The 17,501-nt window shown below is 70.8% G+C and carries 17 protein-coding genes; 4 read left to right on the top strand and 13 right to left on the bottom strand.

Features of this window, described 5'->3' with window-relative positions:
• Positions 1-200: 200 nt before the first annotated feature.
• Together AB0B72_RS17155 and AB0B72_RS17150 are read right to left on the bottom strand one after the other, a co-directional pair.
• Positions 201-1,442, bottom strand: a complete 1,242-nt coding sequence (locus tag AB0B72_RS17155) for a class I SAM-dependent RNA methyltransferase (RefSeq protein ID WP_367739756.1) — start codon at positions 1,440-1,442, stop codon at positions 201-203.
• Positions 1,443-1,473: 31 nt separating this feature from the next.
• A complete protein-coding gene (locus tag AB0B72_RS17150; protein WP_367739755.1) occupies positions 1,474-3,528 on the bottom strand; it encodes an APC family permease in 2,055 nt (684 codons plus the stop codon).
• A gap of 106 nt (positions 3,529-3,634) precedes the next feature.
• Here AB0B72_RS17150 and AB0B72_RS17145 point away from each other — a divergent pair, with 106 nt between their 5' ends.
• Together AB0B72_RS17145 and AB0B72_RS17140 are read left to right on the top strand one after the other, a co-directional pair.
• The gene (locus tag AB0B72_RS17145) at positions 3,635-4,303 is read left to right on the top strand and encodes an NAD-binding protein (protein ID WP_367739754.1); all 669 of its coding nucleotides are present in this window, start codon (positions 3,635-3,637) and stop codon (positions 4,301-4,303) included.
• A complete protein-coding gene (locus AB0B72_RS17140; protein WP_367739753.1) occupies positions 4,303-4,962 on the top strand; it encodes a TrkA family potassium uptake protein in 660 nt (219 codons plus the stop codon). Before AB0B72_RS17145 ends, AB0B72_RS17140 begins: the two co-directional genes overlap by 1 nt.
• Before the next feature lie 40 nt (positions 4,963-5,002).
• Here AB0B72_RS17140 and AB0B72_RS17135 read toward each other — a convergent pair whose 3' ends face one another.
• The 6 genes from AB0B72_RS17135 to valS form a co-directional block, all read right to left on the bottom strand.
• A complete protein-coding gene (locus tag AB0B72_RS17135) occupies positions 5,003-5,665 on the bottom strand; it encodes a DUF3159 domain-containing protein (protein ID WP_367739751.1) in 663 nt (220 codons plus the stop codon).
• Between the two features lie 16 nt (positions 5,666-5,681).
• Positions 5,682-6,074, bottom strand: coding sequence for an OB-fold nucleic acid binding domain-containing protein (locus AB0B72_RS17130; RefSeq protein ID WP_367739749.1), 393 nt, complete (start codon positions 6,072-6,074; stop codon positions 5,682-5,684).
• Between the two features lie 178 nt (positions 6,075-6,252).
• The gene (locus AB0B72_RS17125) at positions 6,253-6,948 is read right to left on the bottom strand and encodes a DUF3710 domain-containing protein (RefSeq protein ID WP_367739748.1); all 696 of its coding nucleotides are present in this window, start codon (positions 6,946-6,948) and stop codon (positions 6,253-6,255) included.
• Positions 6,949-6,996: 48 nt separating this feature from the next.
• Positions 6,997-7,434: a dUTP diphosphatase gene (dut, locus tag AB0B72_RS17120; RefSeq protein WP_367739747.1), complete on the bottom strand. Its 438-nt coding sequence runs from the start codon at positions 7,432-7,434 to the stop codon at positions 6,997-6,999.
• An 81-nt stretch (positions 7,435-7,515) separates the two neighbouring features.
• Positions 7,516-8,859 (bottom strand): AI-2E family transporter, encoded by a 1,344-nt coding sequence (locus AB0B72_RS17115; RefSeq protein WP_367739745.1) that lies wholly within the window; start codon positions 8,857-8,859, stop codon positions 7,516-7,518.
• Between the two features lie 133 nt (positions 8,860-8,992).
• A complete protein-coding gene (valS, locus tag AB0B72_RS17110; protein ID WP_367739743.1) occupies positions 8,993-11,539 on the bottom strand; it encodes a valine--tRNA ligase in 2,547 nt (848 codons plus the stop codon).
• Positions 11,540-11,607: 68 nt separating this feature from the next.
• Here valS and AB0B72_RS17105 point away from each other — a divergent pair, with 68 nt between their 5' ends.
• Entirely contained in the window at positions 11,608-11,922 is a 315-nt protein-coding gene (locus tag AB0B72_RS17105; RefSeq protein WP_367739742.1) for a DUF4235 domain-containing protein, read from the top strand.
• Here AB0B72_RS17105 and AB0B72_RS17100 read toward each other — a convergent pair.
• From AB0B72_RS17100 to AB0B72_RS17080, 5 genes are all read right to left on the bottom strand, one after another.
• Complete coding sequence (locus AB0B72_RS17100) at positions 11,912-13,306, bottom strand: trehalose-6-phosphate synthase (RefSeq protein ID WP_367739741.1); 1,395 nt, start codon at positions 13,304-13,306, stop codon at positions 11,912-11,914. The two genes, AB0B72_RS17105 and AB0B72_RS17100, sit on opposite strands and share 11 nt — an antisense overlap.
• Positions 13,307-13,624: 318 nt before the next feature.
• The gene (locus tag AB0B72_RS17095; RefSeq protein WP_367739739.1) at positions 13,625-14,386 is read right to left on the bottom strand and encodes a hypothetical protein; all 762 of its coding nucleotides are present in this window, start codon (positions 14,384-14,386) and stop codon (positions 13,625-13,627) included.
• A 20-nt stretch (positions 14,387-14,406) separates the two neighbouring features.
• Positions 14,407-14,706, bottom strand: a complete 300-nt coding sequence (locus AB0B72_RS17090; protein ID WP_030454398.1) for a DUF4193 domain-containing protein — start codon at positions 14,704-14,706, stop codon at positions 14,407-14,409.
• Between the two features lie 258 nt (positions 14,707-14,964).
• Positions 14,965-16,398 carry a sensor histidine kinase gene (locus AB0B72_RS17085; protein ID WP_367739738.1) on the bottom strand — a complete coding sequence of 478 codons (1,434 nt, stop codon included), beginning with the start codon at positions 16,396-16,398 and terminating at the stop codon, positions 14,965-14,967.
• Between the two features lie 34 nt (positions 16,399-16,432).
• Positions 16,433-17,086 (bottom strand): response regulator transcription factor, encoded by a 654-nt coding sequence (locus AB0B72_RS17080; protein WP_367739737.1) that lies wholly within the window; start codon positions 17,084-17,086, stop codon positions 16,433-16,435.
• 238 nt (positions 17,087-17,324) lie between these two features.
• On the opposite strand from AB0B72_RS17080, the gene AB0B72_RS17075 reads away from it, so the two are divergent.
• Complete coding sequence (locus AB0B72_RS17075; protein ID WP_367739736.1) at positions 17,325-17,489, top strand: hypothetical protein; 165 nt, start codon at positions 17,325-17,327, stop codon at positions 17,487-17,489.
• Positions 17,490-17,501 lie beyond the last annotated feature (12 nt).

The following is a 17,501-nucleotide window of genomic DNA, read 5'->3' as shown; positions in this document are numbered from 1 at the left end:
TGCGTGTTCGCGCGACCGGTGCGCGTGCGCTCCGGCATAGCGCCACAGGGCGGACGAGATGCCGGTCTGGTGCGCGCCGTACTTCGACACCGCGGACGGGACTCGCCTCTTCTACTCGGAGTCGGGCACCGCCGAGGGCCGCACCATCGTGTTCGTCCACAGCCGGAGTGGGGCGACACGAGACGGAAGACACCAGTCTTCTAGATCGAGTCCTTGGTCAGCAGGGCCACGCACTCCACGTGATGGGTCATCGGGTACTGGTCGTACGCCCTCAGCTCGGCGAGGCGGTAGCCGTACGGGGCGAACCAGGCGATGTCCCTGGCGAGGGTGGCGGGGTCGCACGAGACGTACACGATCCGCGGCGCCTCCAGCGCGGCCACGCGCTCGACGACGGGGCGGCCGAGGCCGGCCCGCGGCGGGTCGGCCACCACGAGGTCGGCCCGCTGGATGTCCAGCCGGTCGAGGGCCTCCTCGACCCTGCCGCGCTCGACGTCGGCCTGCGGCAGGTCGCGCAGGTTCAGCCGGGCGTCCTGGACCGCCTGCGCCTCGGACTCGACGCCCAGCACCGCGCCCTCGGAGCCGACGGCCTCCGCCAGCCCGGCGGCGAACAGCCCCGCCCCGCAGTAGAGGTCGAGCGCCCACTCCCCGGGCTGCGGCCGTCCGAGTTCGAGGACGGCGCCGAGCAGGGTGGCGGCGGCGCCCGGATGGACCTGCCAGAACCCGCTGGCGGTGACCCGGAACTCCCGGTCTCCGACACGCTCGACGAGCGAGGCCCTGCCGTCCAGCGCGCGGGTGCCCCGCTTGCCCTCGTCGAGGAGGACGGCGGCGTCCACGTCGGGCACGGTCACCCGCCTGCGGGGTGCCGGCTCGACGATGACGGCGCTGTCTCCTCCGGAGGAGGCGACGACCTCGACCGACGCCGCGCCCGGCCAGGTGAGCGTCTCGGCTCCCACGGCCTCCACGGCGGGATGGGCGATCGGGCACGCGTCGACGTGCTCGATGTCGTGCGACCGGTGGCGGCGCAGCCCGAGGGCGCCGTCGCGGTCGGCCGCGAACTGCACGCGGGTGCGCCAGCCGAGGCCGTCCGGCGCGCCCGGCACCTCCTCGACCACGACCTTCCAGTCGATCCCCGCCAGCCGCCGCAGCTGCTCGGCGACGACGTCCGCCTTCAGCCGGCGCTGCGCGTCGAGCGAGGCGTGCTGCCAGTCGCAGCCGCCGCAGCGTCCAGGACCGCTGTAGGGACACCTGGGGGCGACGCGGTCGGGTGAGGGCTCCAGGATCTCCACGGCGTCCGCTCGGAGGAATCTGGCGGTCTCCTCGGTGATCTCGGCGATGACCCGCTCCCCGGGAAGGGTGTGCCGGACGAACACCACCCGGCCCTCGTGCCGCGCGACACACCAGCCGCCGTTCGCGACGTCACCCACGGTCAGCTCGATCCGCACGGCGCTCCCCCCTTCGATCTCGGATTGCCCATCATGCCTTGACTTCGGTGTCCTTCGTCGCAGGCTGCCGGTACGGCCGGCGTACGGCGCCCGGCGTCCCCGGGTCTCCCGGCCCCTGGCGGCGCTTGAGCCGGTCGGAGGAGGCGAGCTGCCACGGCACGCTCGTCACCATGACCCCCGGCTTGAACAGCAGCCGCCCCTTCAGCCGCAGCGCGCTCTGGTTGTGCAACAGGTGCTCCCACCAACGGCCCACCACGTACTCGGGGATGTAGACGGTGACCACGTCACGCGGCGACCGCCGCCGCAGCGACTTGACGTAGTCGAGGATCGGCCCGGTGATCTCACGGTAGGGCGAGTCGAGGATCTTGAGCGGCACCTCGATGCCGCGGCGGTCCCACTCCTCCTGGAGCTTGGCCGCCTCCTGCGCGTCGACGCTCACCGTGACGGCCTCCAGGCTGGACGGCCGGGTCGCCCTGGCGTACGCGAGGGCGCGCAGCGTCGGCTTGTGGATCTTCGAGACGAGCACGATCGCGTGGTTGCGGGCCGGCAGCATCGTCTCGTCGGCCTCGCCCTCCTCGGGCGCGGCCAGCTCCGCGGCCACCCGGTCGTAGTGGTGCCGGATGCCCTTCATCATCAGGAAGAGCAGGGGCATCGCGATGCAGACGATGTACGCGCCGTGGGTGAACTTGGTGAGCAGGACCACGACCAGGACGACGGCGGTCATGACACCGCCGAAGCCGTTGATCACCCGGGTCCGCTGCATCCGGAAGCGGGCCTTCGGGTCGGTCTCGGTCTTCAGGTGCCGCGTCCAGTGCCGCACCATGCCCGTCTGGCTCAGCGTGAACGACACGAACACGCCGACGATGTACAGGTTGAGCAGCTTGCTGACGTCGGCGTTGAAGGCCCAGATCAGCAGGCCCGCACCGGCGGCCAGCAGGACGATGCCGTTGCTGAACGCCAGCCGGTCGCCCCGGGTGTGGAGCTGGCGCGGCAGGTAGCGGTCCTGGGCGAGGATCGAGGCCAGCACCGGGAAGCCGTTGAACGCCGTGTTGGCCGCGAGGAACAGGATGAGGGCGGTCACCGCGGCGATCACCACGAACAGGAACGAGCCGTCGCCGAACACGGCGGAGGCGACCTGGGCGATGATCGGCTGCTGGTAGTAGCCGGGCCCGGCCGGGTGGCCGTTGATGATGATGTCCCTGGCCACGTTCGCGGGATCGGTGACCTTCACCCCGGCCTTGAGGCCGAGGAAGATGATCCCGCTGAACATGGTGACCGCCAGGAGGCCCATCATCAGCAGGGTCGTCGCGGCGTTCTTGCTCTTGGGCTTGCGGAACGCGGGGACGCCGTTGCTGATGGCCTCGACGCCGGTCAGCGCCGCACAGCCGGAGGAGAACGCGCGCAGCACGAGGAACGCGAGCGCGAACCCGGCGATGTCGCCCTGCTCCGTGAGGATCTTGTAGTCGGCCGTGGGGGCGCGCAGGTCGTCGCCGAGCACGACCAGCCGGAACAGGCCCCAAAGGATCATGCCGATCACCGCCGCCATGAACGCGTAGGTGGGCACGGCGAACGCGACGCCGGACTCCCGGATGCCGCGCAGGTTCATGATCGTGAGCAGGGCGACGATGGCGATCGCCACGAGCGGCCGGTGCTCGGCGACGTACGGGATCGTCGCACCCACGTAGTCGGCGCCGTTCGCTACCGAGACCGCGACGGTCAGCACGTAGTCGACGAGCAGGGCGCTCGCGACGGTCAGGCCCGCGGTCGGCCCCAGGTTGGTGGTGGCCACCTCGTAGTCGCCGCCGCCGCTCGGGTAGGCGTGCACGTTCTGCCGGTAGGACGCGACGACCACCAGCATGACCAGGACGACGGCCGCCGCGATCCATGGGCTGAAGCTGTAGAAGCTGACCCCGGCCAGCGACAGGATGACGAGGATCTCCTGCGGAGCGTACGCCACGGAGGACAGAGCGTCGCTGGCGAAGACCGGTAGCGCCACGCGTTTGGGCAGTAGCTGGTGGTGAAGCTGCGTGCTCCGCAGAGCGCGCCCCACCAGGAGCCGCTTGACAAGATCTGTCACCTTTGACACGTCTGTTGAGCCTAGTCCTCTCGGGTCGTCCCCGGGTCACGCGGCCGGGCTGGAGGGCGACATACTGTCTGGAATAGGAGACCGCCACAACCCACGGCGGGGGAGCATGCATATTGTGATCATGGGATGCGGGCGGGTCGGGTCGACCCTGGCCCATATCCTGGAGGACAACGGGCATTCGGTCGCGATCATCGACCGTGACCCGCAGGCCTTCCGGCGGCTCCGTGCCGGCTTCCGCGGCCGACGGGTCACGGGCATCGGATTCGACCGCGACGTGCTGGAGGAGGCCGGGATCGCCTCCGCCGCCGCCTTCGTGGCCGTGAGCAGCGGCGACAACTCCAACGTCATCTCGGCACGGGTCGCCCGGGAGATGTTCGGCGTCGACAACGTGGTGGCCCGCATCTACGACTCCCGCCGGGCGGAGGTCTACCAGCGGCTCGGCATTCCCACCGTGGCGACCGTCCGCTGGACGGCCGACCAGATCCTGCGCAGGGTGCTGCCCGAGGGCGCCGAGCCGCTCTGGCGCGACCCCACGGGCACCGTCATCCTCGCCGAGGTGGCCTTCCACCAGGGCTGGATCGGCGTCCGCGCCAAGGCCGTCGAAGCCGCGGCGGGCGCCCGCATGGCGTTCATCAACCGCATGGGCGACGCCCTCGTCCCCAAGGACGCCACCGTGATCCAGGAGGGCGACGTGATCCACCTGGTCGCCGCGGAGAACGACATCGACCGGGTCAACAAGGTGCTGTCCGCCCCGCCGTCCGACGAGGAGCACTGATGCGCGTCACCATCGCCGGCGCAGGGGCGGTCGGCCGCTCGATCGCGGCCGAGCTCCTGGAGAACGGGCACGAGGTCCTGCTCATCGACATCGACCCCCGCGCCATCAAGATCGACAGCGTCCCGCGGGCCGAGTGGCTGCTCGCCGACGCCTGCGAGATCTCCTCGCTCGACGAGGCCGGGCTGAACGGATGCCAGGTCGTCATCGCCGCGTCCGGGGACGACAAGGTCAACCTGGTGGTCTCGCTGCTCGCCAAGACGGAGTACGGGGTGCCCCGCGTGGTGGCCCGCATCAACCACCCGAAGAACGAGTGGCTGTTCAACGAGTCGTGGGGCGTCGACGTCGCCGTCTCCACGCCGCGCCTGCTGTCGGCGCTGGTCGAGGAGGCCGTCAGCGTGGGCGACCTGGTGCGGCTGATGACGTTCCGGCAGGGTCAGGCCAACCTGGTGGAGCTCACCCTCGCCGAGGACGCCCCGGTGGTTGGCCAGCGCGCGGGCTCGGTGCCGTGGCCGGTGGACTCCGCGCTCGTGGCGATCCTGCGGGAGGGACGGGTCCTGGTGCCGTCGGCCGACGACCCGCTCGAAGCCGGCGACGAGCTGCTGTTCGTGGCCAACCAGGAGGTCGAGGAGCAGCTGTCCCACCTGCTGTCCTCACACTGACGTCGCGTGCTCCCGGCCGCGCCGCGGCGCGGCCGGGATCTCAGGCGACTCCCGGCTCCAGCGGGGTGCGTCCGCGGGCGAGCACCCAGACCATCGCGGCCAGGCCGGCGACCTGCAGTGGCCAGCCGAGGGCGATCTTGGCGATGCCGAGGGCGGTCACCTGGTCGGCCAGGTAGAGCGGCAGCTGCACCACCACGCGCAGCAGGCACGGCAGCATCAGCAGCCAGGTCAGCCGGGAGCAGAGCCGGACCAGCCCGGCGTCGCGGTGCCAGGCCGTCGGGTCGCCGGTCACCGAGCCGATCAGGAAGCCGACGAGCGGCCACCTGACCACGATCGACAGAAGCATCCCGGCGGCGTACGCGCCGTTGTACCAGATGCCGGGCAGGAACACGTCCTTGGCCGCGCCGCTGCGCGTGGCGAAGAAGGCGCCGATGCCGATCCCGACCAGGCTGTTGAGCACGAACTGCGGCGTGGTCCGCTGCGCGATCCGCAGGAGCAGGAGCGCCACCGCCGAGCCGATGCTCACGATCAGTGAAAGTTTCAGGTCCTCGGTGGCGAGCCACATCCCGGTGAACACCACCGTCGGCACCGCGGCCTCGACGACCCCACGCCTGCCCCCCAGCGCCTTGGTCAGCTGGGCACGAACAGCCGCCTCCACTGTCGCGTGCGCCGCGGGGGCGGCCGTCATGTCCGCTGTGCTCATTCAGGCTCCTGGGAGATCACGGGCCACCAGCCGGGCGCAGCTCGTAGCGGGGATTGAACATGACCTTACGGCCGTCCTGGACGCTGACCAGGCCTTCGGCTCGGACCACGCGGCCGGGCTCGATGCCCACGATCTTCCGGCGGCCCAGCCAGACCAGGTCGATCACGTCGGACCCGTCGTACAGCTCCGCTTCGAGGGCCGGTGCTCCTCCGCGGGGCCGCAGGGTGACGGTGCGCAGCGTGCCCGCCACGCAGAACCGCTGACGCCCTCCGCAGGAGGCGATGGGCGTCGCGCCCTGCCGTCCCAGGTCCTCCTGGAGCTCCGCGGCCTCCAGCTCGGCCTGGCTCGTCGTCAACCGCTGGAAGAAGCCCCGCAGTCCGCCTCGTCTGGCAGGCTCCGGCGTGCTCATCGGCGACTCACCCTGCTTCCTCGCTCGCACAGTCCGGCGCCTGCCGGGCGTCTCAAGGGTAGGGGACGGTTCCTCCGCAGCATACGTGAGCCGCCCCCTGTGCCAGAAGGACGAGAACGGCAGGGCTTGTCCCGGACATCGTCAACGCGCCACCAGCCGCACACCGGATCGGCCGGGCTCAGCGAATCTCGCTGATCTCGGGCCCGCGCTCGAACGGCTTGAGATCGTCCGCGTGGGCCGCCTGCCCCTCCGTCGCCTGCTCCTCCATGGCCTGCCGCGCCTCGGCGGGCAGGCGGAGCTGGATGGGCTCCTTCGGAGGCATCGGGTCGTCGCCCCGGACGACCACGATGCCGCGCACCACGTCCTCCAGGATGGCGGCGGCCGTGGGATCGACGGCCGCCCGGCCGCTGATGACCGCCCGCAGGAACCACCGGGGCCCGTCGACCCCGACGTAGCGGACCGGCTGCCTGCCCTGGCCCTGCGCGGGCACCTGGGCCGCGAGCTCCGGGCCGAACGGCCCCTCGCGCTCCTCGGCCGTCCCGCCGGCCGCCGTGACCTCCCTGGCCAGGTCGGCACGGACCTCGTCCCAGATGCCGCTCCGCTTCGGCGCCGCGAACGCGTGCACCTGCAGGGCGCTCTCCTCGACGAGCACGACCGCGCCGTCCACGCGGTCGCCCGCCATGCTCAGCTGCACCTCGAAGCCCGGCCCGATGGGCAGGTGGAGGCCGCCCAGATCGACCCGCTCCGCCTCCGGGTAGCCCTCGGCCGCGTCCCAGGGACCCGTCGTCCGTTCCGGGGCGGCGGCCTCTTCCCGCGCCGCCTCCGGGACGGCCGCGGCCGTCTCCTCCTCCGCGCGTCGCCGGCGTCGGAACACTTCGTTCACTCTCCTCATGTCGTCGCCGCCCGTGCCGGGCGCCGGGTGTCAGGACCCGGTCGAGCCGAACCCTCCAGCACCGCGCACAGAGCCGGGCAGCCGGTCCACCTCGTAGAACGCCGCCCGCTCCACCCGCTGGATCACGAGCTGCGCGACGCGGTCACCGCGCCTGAGCCGTACAGCGTGGTGGAGGTCGGTGTTGATCAGCGTCACCCTGATCTCGCCGCGGTAGCCCGCGTCGACCGTGCCGGGCGCGTTCACCAGTGTCACACCGTGGGTCGCGGCCAGGCCGGAGCGCGGATGCACGAACGCGGCGTAGCCGTCCGGCAGCGCGATCGCGACGCCGGTGCCGACCACGGCCCGCTCGCCGGGGGACAGCTCGACGTCCTCGGCGGCGTACAGGTCGGCCCCGGCGTCGCCGGGATGCGCGTACGCCGGAACCGGCAGCTCCGGGTCGAGCCGGTGGATCAGCACCTCGACGTTCATGGCGCCTCCTCAGCCGGCGGCCGGGCGCCCGCGCCGCGACCCGCGCGGCACCGATCGGTTCGCTCGCTCACGAGGCAGACCCTACCCGTTGTGCTGGGGAGACACCGCCTCTCCCGGGCCGGTGGCCGGTCGCGGCGCGGCTGGGCCGGCTTCCGGGGCCTCCTCGTCGCCCGGCGGCGCCGGACGCGGTGCGGTGAGCCCCTCACGCGCCCCGCCATCGGGGACGGCCGAGCCGGCCGCGACGGCCTCCGGCGAATCCCGAGGCGAAGTCGGAGGTGAATCAGGAGGCGAATCAGAAGGCGGTTCGGCGACCGGCACGCCGGAGCCCGGGGCGCCGGACTCTTGGGCGTCGGCCGGTGGGAGGGCGGGTGGGTCCCGGCGGAGCTCGGGCAGGGCCCGGTAGATCACCGCGGTCAGCGGGACCGCCACCGCCGCCCCCGCGATCCCGCCGAGCACGCCGCCGACGGCGAGGACGAGGATGATCGCCAGCGGATGGAAGGCGAGGGCCCGGCCGACGATGAGCGGCTGCAGGACGTGGTTTTCCAGCTGCTGTTCGAGGACGAGGATGCCGACGAAGATCAGGGCGTACACCCAGCCCTGGGCGCCGAAGGTGACGAGCGTCGCGACGGCGCCGGCGAAGAAGATCCCGACGATGGGGATGAAGCTCGCGACGAAGATCAGCACCGCCAGGGGGGCCCACAGGGGCACCCGCATCCCGGCGAGGACCACGCCGATGATGATGCCGTGGATCGCCGCGACCGCCACCGTGCCCTGGACGTAGTGGGAGATCGTCACCCAGGCCGCCCGGCCCGCCCGGTCGACGCGGGGCGCCGCGCCGCCGAACCCGCGCAGGAACCACGACCAGATCCGGTCGCCGTCCTTGAGCAGGAAGAACGTCACGAACAGCAGCAGCACGATCGAGGCGAGCACCTCGACGACGGCGGTGGCCCCGGTGAGCACCGTGCTCGTGAGCTGGCTGCGCTGCTGGTCGAGCTGCTGGCTGAGCTGGGCGACGATGTCGGCGAGCTGGGCCTCCTTGAGGTGGAGCGGCCCGTGCAGCAGCCAGTCCTGCGCGTTGCGCGTGGTGACCTGGATCTGCTCCACCAGCCGGGGGAACTCCTCGTTGGCCCGTGTGCCGATCATGAATCCGATGCCGGCGATGAGCGCCAGGCCGAGGAGCAGGGTGATCCAGGTGGAGGACATGGCGCGCAGCCCGGCGCCGCGCAGCCTCTTCGTGAGCGGATAGAGAAGAGCCGTCAGGAGGAACGCCACGGCCACCGGCAGGACGACGAAGCTGATCCTGCCGATGATCAGAGCGAAGACGTAGATCCCCGCGCCGACCATGAGCAGCCGCCAGCTCCACGCGGCAAGTGTTACGAGTACGGGGGACACGCCCTCCGACTCGCGCCTGTTCGACGAGATCACGTGTCCAGCCTGGCACGTCGGGAAGCCGAACGCGCAGGCGTTTTGCCGACCCTGCGGGATTGGGCGGGCACGAGACGCCCCCGTCCGGTGATGGTTTGACCAGGCCTTTACCGAAGGGGGCGCCGTGTCCGAATCAGGGGGCGACTGTGGCGGTGGCCGTCAGCGGCGCTCCGTCGGCGGTCTCCAGGACGAACTCCTCCACGTTGCCCGCCGCGCACAGGTCGTCCTGGGCCAGCTGTACGAGACCGGCCTGGGCGCCCGACACGACCAGCCGGCTGACCTCGGCGCGCATCGAGACCTTCGCCTCCGACTTGGCCTTGCGTATCTGGCGGAGCACCTCGGCCACGGCGTCGAGCACGGCCGGGTCGCCGGCGGCCCCGGTCCCCGGCTCGCCGGGCTCCGGCCAGGCGGACCGGTGCACCGAGCCCTCCCGCCACCACGACCAGACCTCCTCGGTGACGAACGGCAGGAACGGCGCGAACAGCCGCAGCAGCACGTCGAGCGCCGTCCGCAGGGCGGCCACGGCCGAGGCGTCGCCGTCGTAGGCCCGTGCCTTGACCAGTTCCAGGTAGTCGTCGCAGAACGCCCAGAAGAACCGCTCGGTCCGCTCCAGCGCCCGGGCGTAGTCGTAGCCCTCGAACGCCTCGGTGGCCTCGGCCACGACGGTACGCAGGGCCGCCAGCATGGACAGGTCGACCGGCTCGGTGACCTCGGCCCCGCCGGCCGACTCGAAGCCCAGCACGAACCGCGACGCGTTCAAGATCTTGATCGCCAGCCTGCGGCCGACCTTGATCTGGCCGGTGTCGAAGGTGGTGTCGGTGCCCGGCCGTCCGCTCGCGGCCCAGTAGCGGACGGCGTCGGAGCCGTGCTGTTCCAGCAGGCCCAGAGGGGTGACCACGTTGCCCTTGGTCTTCGACATCTTCTTGCGGTCCGGGTCGAGGATCCAGCCGGAGATCGCGGCGTGCCGCCACGGCGGCACGCCGTGCTCCAGGTGCGACCGGACGACCGTCGAGAACAGCCAGGTCCGGATGATCTCGTGGGCCTGCGGGCGCAGGTCCATCGGGAAGACCCGGCGGAACAGGTCGTCGTCGCGCTCCCAGCCCGCCGCGATCTGCGGGGTCAGCGAGGAGGTCGCCCACGTGTCCATGACGTCCGGGTCGGCCGCGAAACCGAATGGCTTGCCCCGCATCTCCTCGGTGAACCCCGGCGGCACGTCGGTGGAGGGATCCACCGGCAGGGCGGACTCCGGCGGCGTGATCGGCGCGTCGTAGACCGGCTCGCCCCCCGAATCGAGCGGATACCACACCGGGATGGGCACGCCGAAGAACCGCTGACGCGAGATGAGCCAGTCGCCGGCCAGGCCCTCCACCCAGTTCTCGTAGCGGACCCGCATGTGCGGCGGATGCCACTCCAGCCGCCTGCCGCGCTCCAGGAGGTCCTGGCGCAGCGCCACGTCCCTGCCGCCGTTGCGGATGTACCACTGCCGGGTGGTCACGATCTCGAGGGGCCGGTCGCCCTTCTCGTAGAACTTCACCGGCCGCTGAACGGGGCGGGGCTCGCCCTCCAGGTGGCCGGACTCGCGCAGCATCTCGACGATCCGCTCCCGCGCGCCGTGCACGGTCCTGCCCGCCACCTCCGCGTACGGCCCGGCCGGCACGCCGTCCGGCGCTTCGGGCAGCAGGCGGCCGTCCCAGCCGATGACCGGGCGGGTCGGCAGGTCGAGCTCCCGCCACCAGGTGACGTCGGTGATGTCGCCGAAGGTGCAGATCATCGCGATCCCGGAGCCCTTGTCGGGCTCGGCGAGGTGGTGCGCGACGACCGGCACCTCCACCCCGAACAGCGGCGTGCGGACGGTCGTGCCGAACAGGGGCCGGTAGCGCTCGTCGTCCGGGTGGGCGACCAGCGCCACACAGGCGGGGATCAGCTCCGGCCGGGTCGTCTCGATGTGCACGCGGTCGCCGAAGCCCCGGTCGCGCTGGGCGGGCGACAGGTCGAAGCCGATCCGGTGGAAGGCGCCGGGCCACTCCCGGTCCTCCAGCTCGGCCTGGGCCACCGCCGTACGGAACGTCACGTCCCACAGCGTCGGCGCCTCGGACACGTACGCCTCGCCGCGCGCGAGATTGCGCAGGAACGCGCGCTGGGACGCGGTCCGGGCGTCGCGGCCGATCGTGGCGTACGTCATCGACCAGTCGACGGACAGGCCGAGGCGGCGCCACAGCTCTTCGAAGGCCTTCTCGTCCTCGGCGGTCAGCCGCTCGCACAGCTCGATGAAGTTCTTCCGGGAGATCGGCACCTGCCGCTTGGGGTCCGGCCGGTCCGGCGGCCGGAAGGCGGGGTCGTACGGCATGGACGGGTCGCACCGCACACCGAAGTGGATCTGCACGCGGCGCTCGGTGGGCAGGCCGTTATCGTCCCACCCCATGGGGTAGAAGACCTCGCGCCCGCGCATCCGCTGGAAGCGGGCGATCGTGTCCGTGTGCGTGTAGGAGAAGACGTGCCCCACATGAAGGGATCCGGACACGGTGGGCGGCGGCGTGTCGATGGAGTAGACCTCGTCCCGGCCGCGGGACCGGTCGAACCGGTATGTGCCCTCGGTCTCCCAGCGCGCTACCCATACCGCTTCCAGGCCGTCGAGAGCGGGTTTCTCGGGCATGGCTGCGATGGGTCGCCGTTCGGTCATGCCACCACATGGTATGGCGTCGCGCCCACCCGGCGGAAAGACACTAAGGTCGTTGTCGAGGAGGAATCATGGACATTGCTCGCGCGGCCAAGCGAGAGCTGGGCGCATCTGAGAAGCCGGACATGCAGTGGCGGCTCGTGGGCGGTCTTCTCGGCCTGGCGGTGGGCTTCGCCTCCCGCAAGGTGCTTTCGTACGCCTGGGAGAAGGCCACCGGCAAGAAGCCGCCGGCCAGCCCCGACTCGCCGGACATCGGTCTCGGCGAGGCCATCGCGTACGCCGTGGTGATCGGCCTGGGCATGGAGGTGACGCGGATCGTGACGACCCGCGCCGCCGCCAGGAAGTGGCGCACCTGGAAGGACGCCGCCAAGGACGTCACGACGTAGGCGGCGGCCCCCCGGACTCCAGGGCGGTGAGGAAGTCGCTGGCCCACTTGTCCACGTCGTGGGTGGCGACCCTGCGCCTGAGCGACCGCATGCGGCGGGCGAGCTCGTGCGGGGTCGCCCGCATCGCGGACAGCATGGTCCGCTTCATCCCCTCGATGTCGTACGGATTGACCAGGAACGCCTGCCGCAGCTCGTCGGCGGCCCCGGCGAACTCGCTGAGCACGAGCGCTCCGCGCATGTCGTGCCGGCAGGCGACGTACTCCTTCGCCACCAGGTTCATCCCGTCGCGCAGCGGCGTGACGACCATGACGTCGGCGGCGCAGTAGAGCGCGGCGAGCTCCTCCTTGGAGTACGACTGGTGCATGTAGGAGATGGGCTGGCGGCCGAGCATGCCGTGCTCGCCGTTGATCCGGCCGACCCTCAGCTCGATGTCGTTGCGGAGCCGGATGTACTCGGCGACCCGCTCCCGGGTGGGGGTGGCGACCTGGACGAAGGCCGCCTCTCCCGGCTTGATCGTGCCGTCCCCGAGGAGCTCGCCGAACGCCTTGAGGCGCTGCCCGATCCCCTTGGTGTAGTCGAGCCGGTCCACGCCGAGCAGCACGTGCTCGGGGTCTCCCAGCTCGGCGCGGATCTCCTTGGCCCGGGCGAGCACGCGCGGCTCGCGGACGAGCTGGTCCAGCTCCCCGAAGTCCACCGAGATCGGGAACGCCTCGGCCCGGACGGTCCGGTCGCCGATCTGTATCTCGTTGCGCACGTTCGGCAGGCCGAGCAGGCGCCGGGACAGCCGGATGAAGTTCGACGCGCCGCCGGGACGCTGGAAGCCGACCAGGTCGGCGCCGAGCAGGCCCTCCAGGATCTCGTTGCGCCACGGAAGCTGGTTGAACAGCTCGGCCGGCGGGAACGGGATGTGCAGGAAGAAGCCGATCTTCAGATCGGGGCGTAGCCTGCGCAGCATGGAGGGCACGAGCTGGAGCTGGTAGTCCTGCACCCACACCACGGCGCCGGGCGCGGCGGCGTCGGCGGCCGCCCTGGCGAACCGGTCGTTGACCGCCCGGTAGGCGTCCCACAGCACACGCGAGTAGACCGGCTTGGCGACCGCGTCGTGATAGAGCGGCCACAGGGTCGCGTTGGAGAATCCCTCGTAGTACAGCTCGACCTCGTGCGCGGACAACGGGATGGGGATCAGGTGCATGCCGTCGTCGTCGAACGGCTTCAGCTCCTCTCCCGCGTTGCCGGCCCATCCCAGCCATGCGCCGTCCCGCCGCCGCATCACCGGCGCGATGGCGGTCACCAGACCACCCGGGCTCGCCCGCCACTCCTTCTCGCCCACCCGGTCCACCGGCAGCCGGTTCGCGACGATCAGAAATGAGCTGGTGCCATGCATGTACCCTCCAGGGTCGCCTGTGCCCCCCACACGGAAAACACCATGAACCCCCATACCCGTAATGACGTGCACAATTCACGCAGCGGGTTGTGATAACGATCTCATCGGAATCGCACGAGGTGGCCAATGGCGCGACCAGCGGTGACAATTCACTACCCCGTCACGGGGAGGCCGTGAAGACGGCGATCAGGCCGTCCGGAGGCGGGCGATTCGGTCGTCCGCCCGGGTAGGAGGCCGGTTCGACGGGCCACTTCGAAGGGCCGGTCCGACAAGGCCGGGCGAGGCATCGGCCGCTGGGTGGAAGTGGCGGCCGGGAGGTCAGTCCGGCGAACCGGGCGGCAGGGCCCGCTGGCGGCGCAGGTCGGCGCGGACGGCCTCGGCGAGCTTGCGGGTCGCCGTACGGTTCAGCGCTCCGCCGGCGACGGCGCCGGTGAGGAAGGGGCCGAGGGTGGTGAGGTGCCTGCCCATCGTGCGCATCAGCCGCTTGCGCAGCGCGGTCTTGGCCGCCGCGCCGAGCGCGACGGTGGCCGATCCGGGGGCGAGGGGGTTCACGCCCCGCTGCTTGGACCACGCGAGGGCGAACTCGGTGGCCCGCTGGCTGCCGTTGCCGGTGACCTTGACCCCGTAGACCTCGTGCAGCTCGGCCAGCAGCTTCACCTCGATGGCCGCCACGACCAGGGTCTCCGCGACGATCTGGGCGGGGGCGGACAGAAGGAGGGGCGGTGCGGCGAACTCGGCCGCCGCGAGCGCTCCTCCGATCGCCCCCACCGCCGTCGTCGCCTTGACGGCGGTACGGACGAGGTCGTCGGCGAGCTGCTCGCCGGTCAGCCCGTAGTGATGCTCCTGCAGGGTGGCGTAGTCCCTGACCGGTAACCGTGGTGCGATGTTCATGAAGACGTCGGCGAGCCAACGTCCCCGGCCGGTCCCCGCCCGGCGCGCCTTGCGCGCCGAGTCGGCGAGCGCCTTGCTGAGGCGGCCGAGCAGCCGCCGCCGCTCGGCCCCGTCCGTCTCCTCAGGGGTCACGAGTCTGCCGACCAGGTCGGCGACCTCGTCGTTCGTCCGATCCGCTTCTGACGTCAACGGACCCTCCCAAGAGTCTCCTAGGCGGCGCACTCGCGGCAGACCTGCTGTCCGTTCTTCTCGGACGCCAGCTGGCTGCGGTGGTGCACCAGGAAGCACCGCGAACAGGTGAACTCATCGGCCTGCCGAGGAATCACCCGCAGCGAGAGCTCCTCGTTCGACAGGTCCGCCCCCGGCAGCTCAAGCGACTCGGCGAGGTCGGTCTCGTCGATGTCTATGCTGCCCGACGACTTGTCGCTCCGGCGCGCCTGGAGTTCCTGGAGGCTGTCCTCACTCAGGTCGTCGTCGGTCTTACGCGGGCTGTCGTAATCGGTAGCCATCTGCGTACTCCATCCCCCTCATCTATCTGCGTGCGCTGTGTCGCGCGTCTTAACGCTCGGAAGCCCGTCGTTGTGCCCGCGGAGGCCGGAAATTGTGCAATCGGTACCCGCATGGACGAACGATGAACCACCCGACGCGAGAGGGGTATGCCGCACAAGGCTCCGGTTAGCCAAATATGGCCAAAACCACAGTATCGACGGTATGACCCCACCGCGTTCGACGGCACATCCAACCACATGTGCGGCGCGCACGCTCCATCAGCGCGCCGACTGTGAAATCCCCTGCGCAACCCCGCTCGCGACAAGCCGTACCGTCACCACGAGACCACCGCCGTCACGGGGGACGGCGATCACCCTGCCGCCGTGTGCGCGCACGATCGCCCGCACGATCGACAGCCCGAGACCCGCGCCCTTGGCGGACTCCACCCGGTCGGCGTTCAGTCTCCGGAACGGCTCGAACAGGCTCTCCACCTCGTACGCGGGAACGTGTGGTCCCGTGTTCGCGACCTGAACAACGGCACCCCCGTCCACAATTCCCGTACGGATCCAGACTTTTCCTGAGCTGCCGATATTGTGCTTGATCCCGTTCTCCACGAGATTCGACACGCAGCGTTCGATCAGGACCGGATCGCCTGTAGTGGCGGCCGGGCGCAGGTCGTACTCGACCGTCACGCCCTCCTCGTCGGCGAACGGCGCGAGCTGCTCGACGGCGGTCTTCGCCACCTCCTGCACGTCCACCGGTTTCCGCACCGACAGCTCGCGCTCGCTGCGAGCGAGCAGCAGCAGCCCCTCGATCAGCCGCTCGTTGCGCGCGGTGGTGCCGAGGAGCGTACGGCCGAGCACCTTGAGGTCGTCGGACGCCTCCGGGTCGGAGAGCGCGACCTCCAGGACGGTCCGGTTGATGGCAAGAGGGGTCCGCAGTTCGTGGGAGGCGTTGTCGACGAACCGCCGCTGCGCGTCGAAGGCCGTGTTGAGCCGGGTGAGCATCGCGTCGAAGGTGTCGGCCAGCTCCTTCAGCTCGTCGTCGGGCCCCTGGAGGTCGATCCGCTCGTGTGCGAGGGACGTCTCGGACAGCTTCCTCGCCGTGGCCGTCATCTTCTTGATCGGCCGCAGCGCCCGGTCGGCGACGACGTATCCGAGCATGAGCGCGAGGATGCCGACCCCGAAAAGCGCCAGCAGCGATCTCTTCAGCAGCTCCGACTTGGCGGCCACGACGACCTCCGCCTGCTGCTGGGTGTACCACTCCCTGATCTGGTCGACGATGTCCTGGGGTGGGTTGCCCGGTATGTAGATGTTGCTCCCCCAGCCGGCGTCGATCGCCTGGCCGACCAGGACGTACATGACCATGAGCAGCAGGGCGCCCGCCAGGAACACCAGGGCCGCGTAGGTGAGGGTGAGGCGCCAGCGCACGCTGATCCGGCCGGGCAGGGCGCGGATCTCCTCGATCAGGTTGCGCTGAATCGGGTGGGCGGCCAGGGGCGGGGGGCCGTCCCAGGCGGGAGGGCCGCTTGGCGGCGGCGCGACCTGGCTCCGGTATGGGCCGGTGCCCATCTGCGACGCCATCCTGCCCCGGACCGGCGTGCCGGACTCCTCCGCCCCGCTCCACGGGATGGTCGCCCCGCCGGGCGGAGGGAGGATCTGCGGGCTCGTCCCGCTCTCCGCCCCTCCGGCGTGCCGGTCCTGCTCGGTCACGACGCCACCTCCTCCTCAAGGACGCGATCGGCCGTCACAGCCGGTACCCCACCCCGGGGACGGTCTCGATGATCGACGGCTCGCCCAGCTTCTTGCGCAGGGTCATCATGGTGACCCGCACGACGTTCGTGAACGGGTCGATGTTCTCGTCCCACGCCTTGTCGAGCAGGTCCTCCTGGCTCACGACGGCGCCCTCGGCGCGCAGGAGCTCCTCCAGCACCGCGAACTCCTTCTTCGTGAGCGCGATCTCCTTGCCGTCCCTGCTGACCATGCGCTTACCGGGGTCGAGCCGCACGCCGCCGCGCTCAAGGACGGGCGGCAGCGGCGGCGCGGAGCGGCGGCCGAGCGCGCGGACGCGCGCGACCAGCTCCATGAACACGAACGGCTTGGCGAGGTAGTCGTCGGCGCCCAGCTCAAGCCCCTCGACCTTGTCGTCCACGTCGCCGGCCGCGGTCAGCATGATGATCCGGGAGGCCGACCGGTCGGCGACCAGCCGCCGGGCCACCTCGTCCCCGTGGACCTTGGGCAGGTCGCGGTCGAGCACGATCACGTCGTAGTCGATGTACCCGGTCTTCTCCAGCGCGGTGGCCCCGTCGTAGGCGACGTCCACCGCCATCGCCTCCCGGCGGAGCCCTGTGGCGATCGCGTCCGCGAGCACCCGCTCGTCCTCGACCACAAGCACGCGCATGAAGCTCCTCCTCAACTGGCACAACGACTTCATTGTGGCCATATTCGACGTAAGCCGCCGGTAAGCGGTTCCCGTGCTCTACGTGATGTAGAGCACAAGAATTGGTTGGTTTGAGACAAGCCGGTGTGTGGGTAGGCCCCGGCTACACCCCATTGTCGTGTGCCGGGGAGAGGGCGCGCTCGGTTCGATCCGCGCCGGGACCAGGCACGGCGCAACCGCCACTCAGAAAGAAGGTGAGATGGGCGAGTTCACGACCACGATCGAAACCAGGCTCGACCAGGCCTACAAAGGTCTTGAGGAGGCCACGTCGAGCGGGGACGATTTCCTCGCCGACACCCTCACCGCCGAGATCGAAGACCTGCGGCGCCTCGCTGAGGATCACGGCGTCCCGATCCAGCGGTAACGAAGATCTCTG

Origin of the sequence: Microbispora sp. NPDC049125, assembly GCF_040802045.1 — a bacterium.
In the GTDB taxonomy this organism is placed as follows: Bacteria; Actinomycetota; Actinomycetes; order Streptosporangiales; family Streptosporangiaceae; genus Microbispora.
Note: the sequence above shows the minus strand (reverse complement) of the source record. Positions and strands in the feature narration are given on the sequence as shown.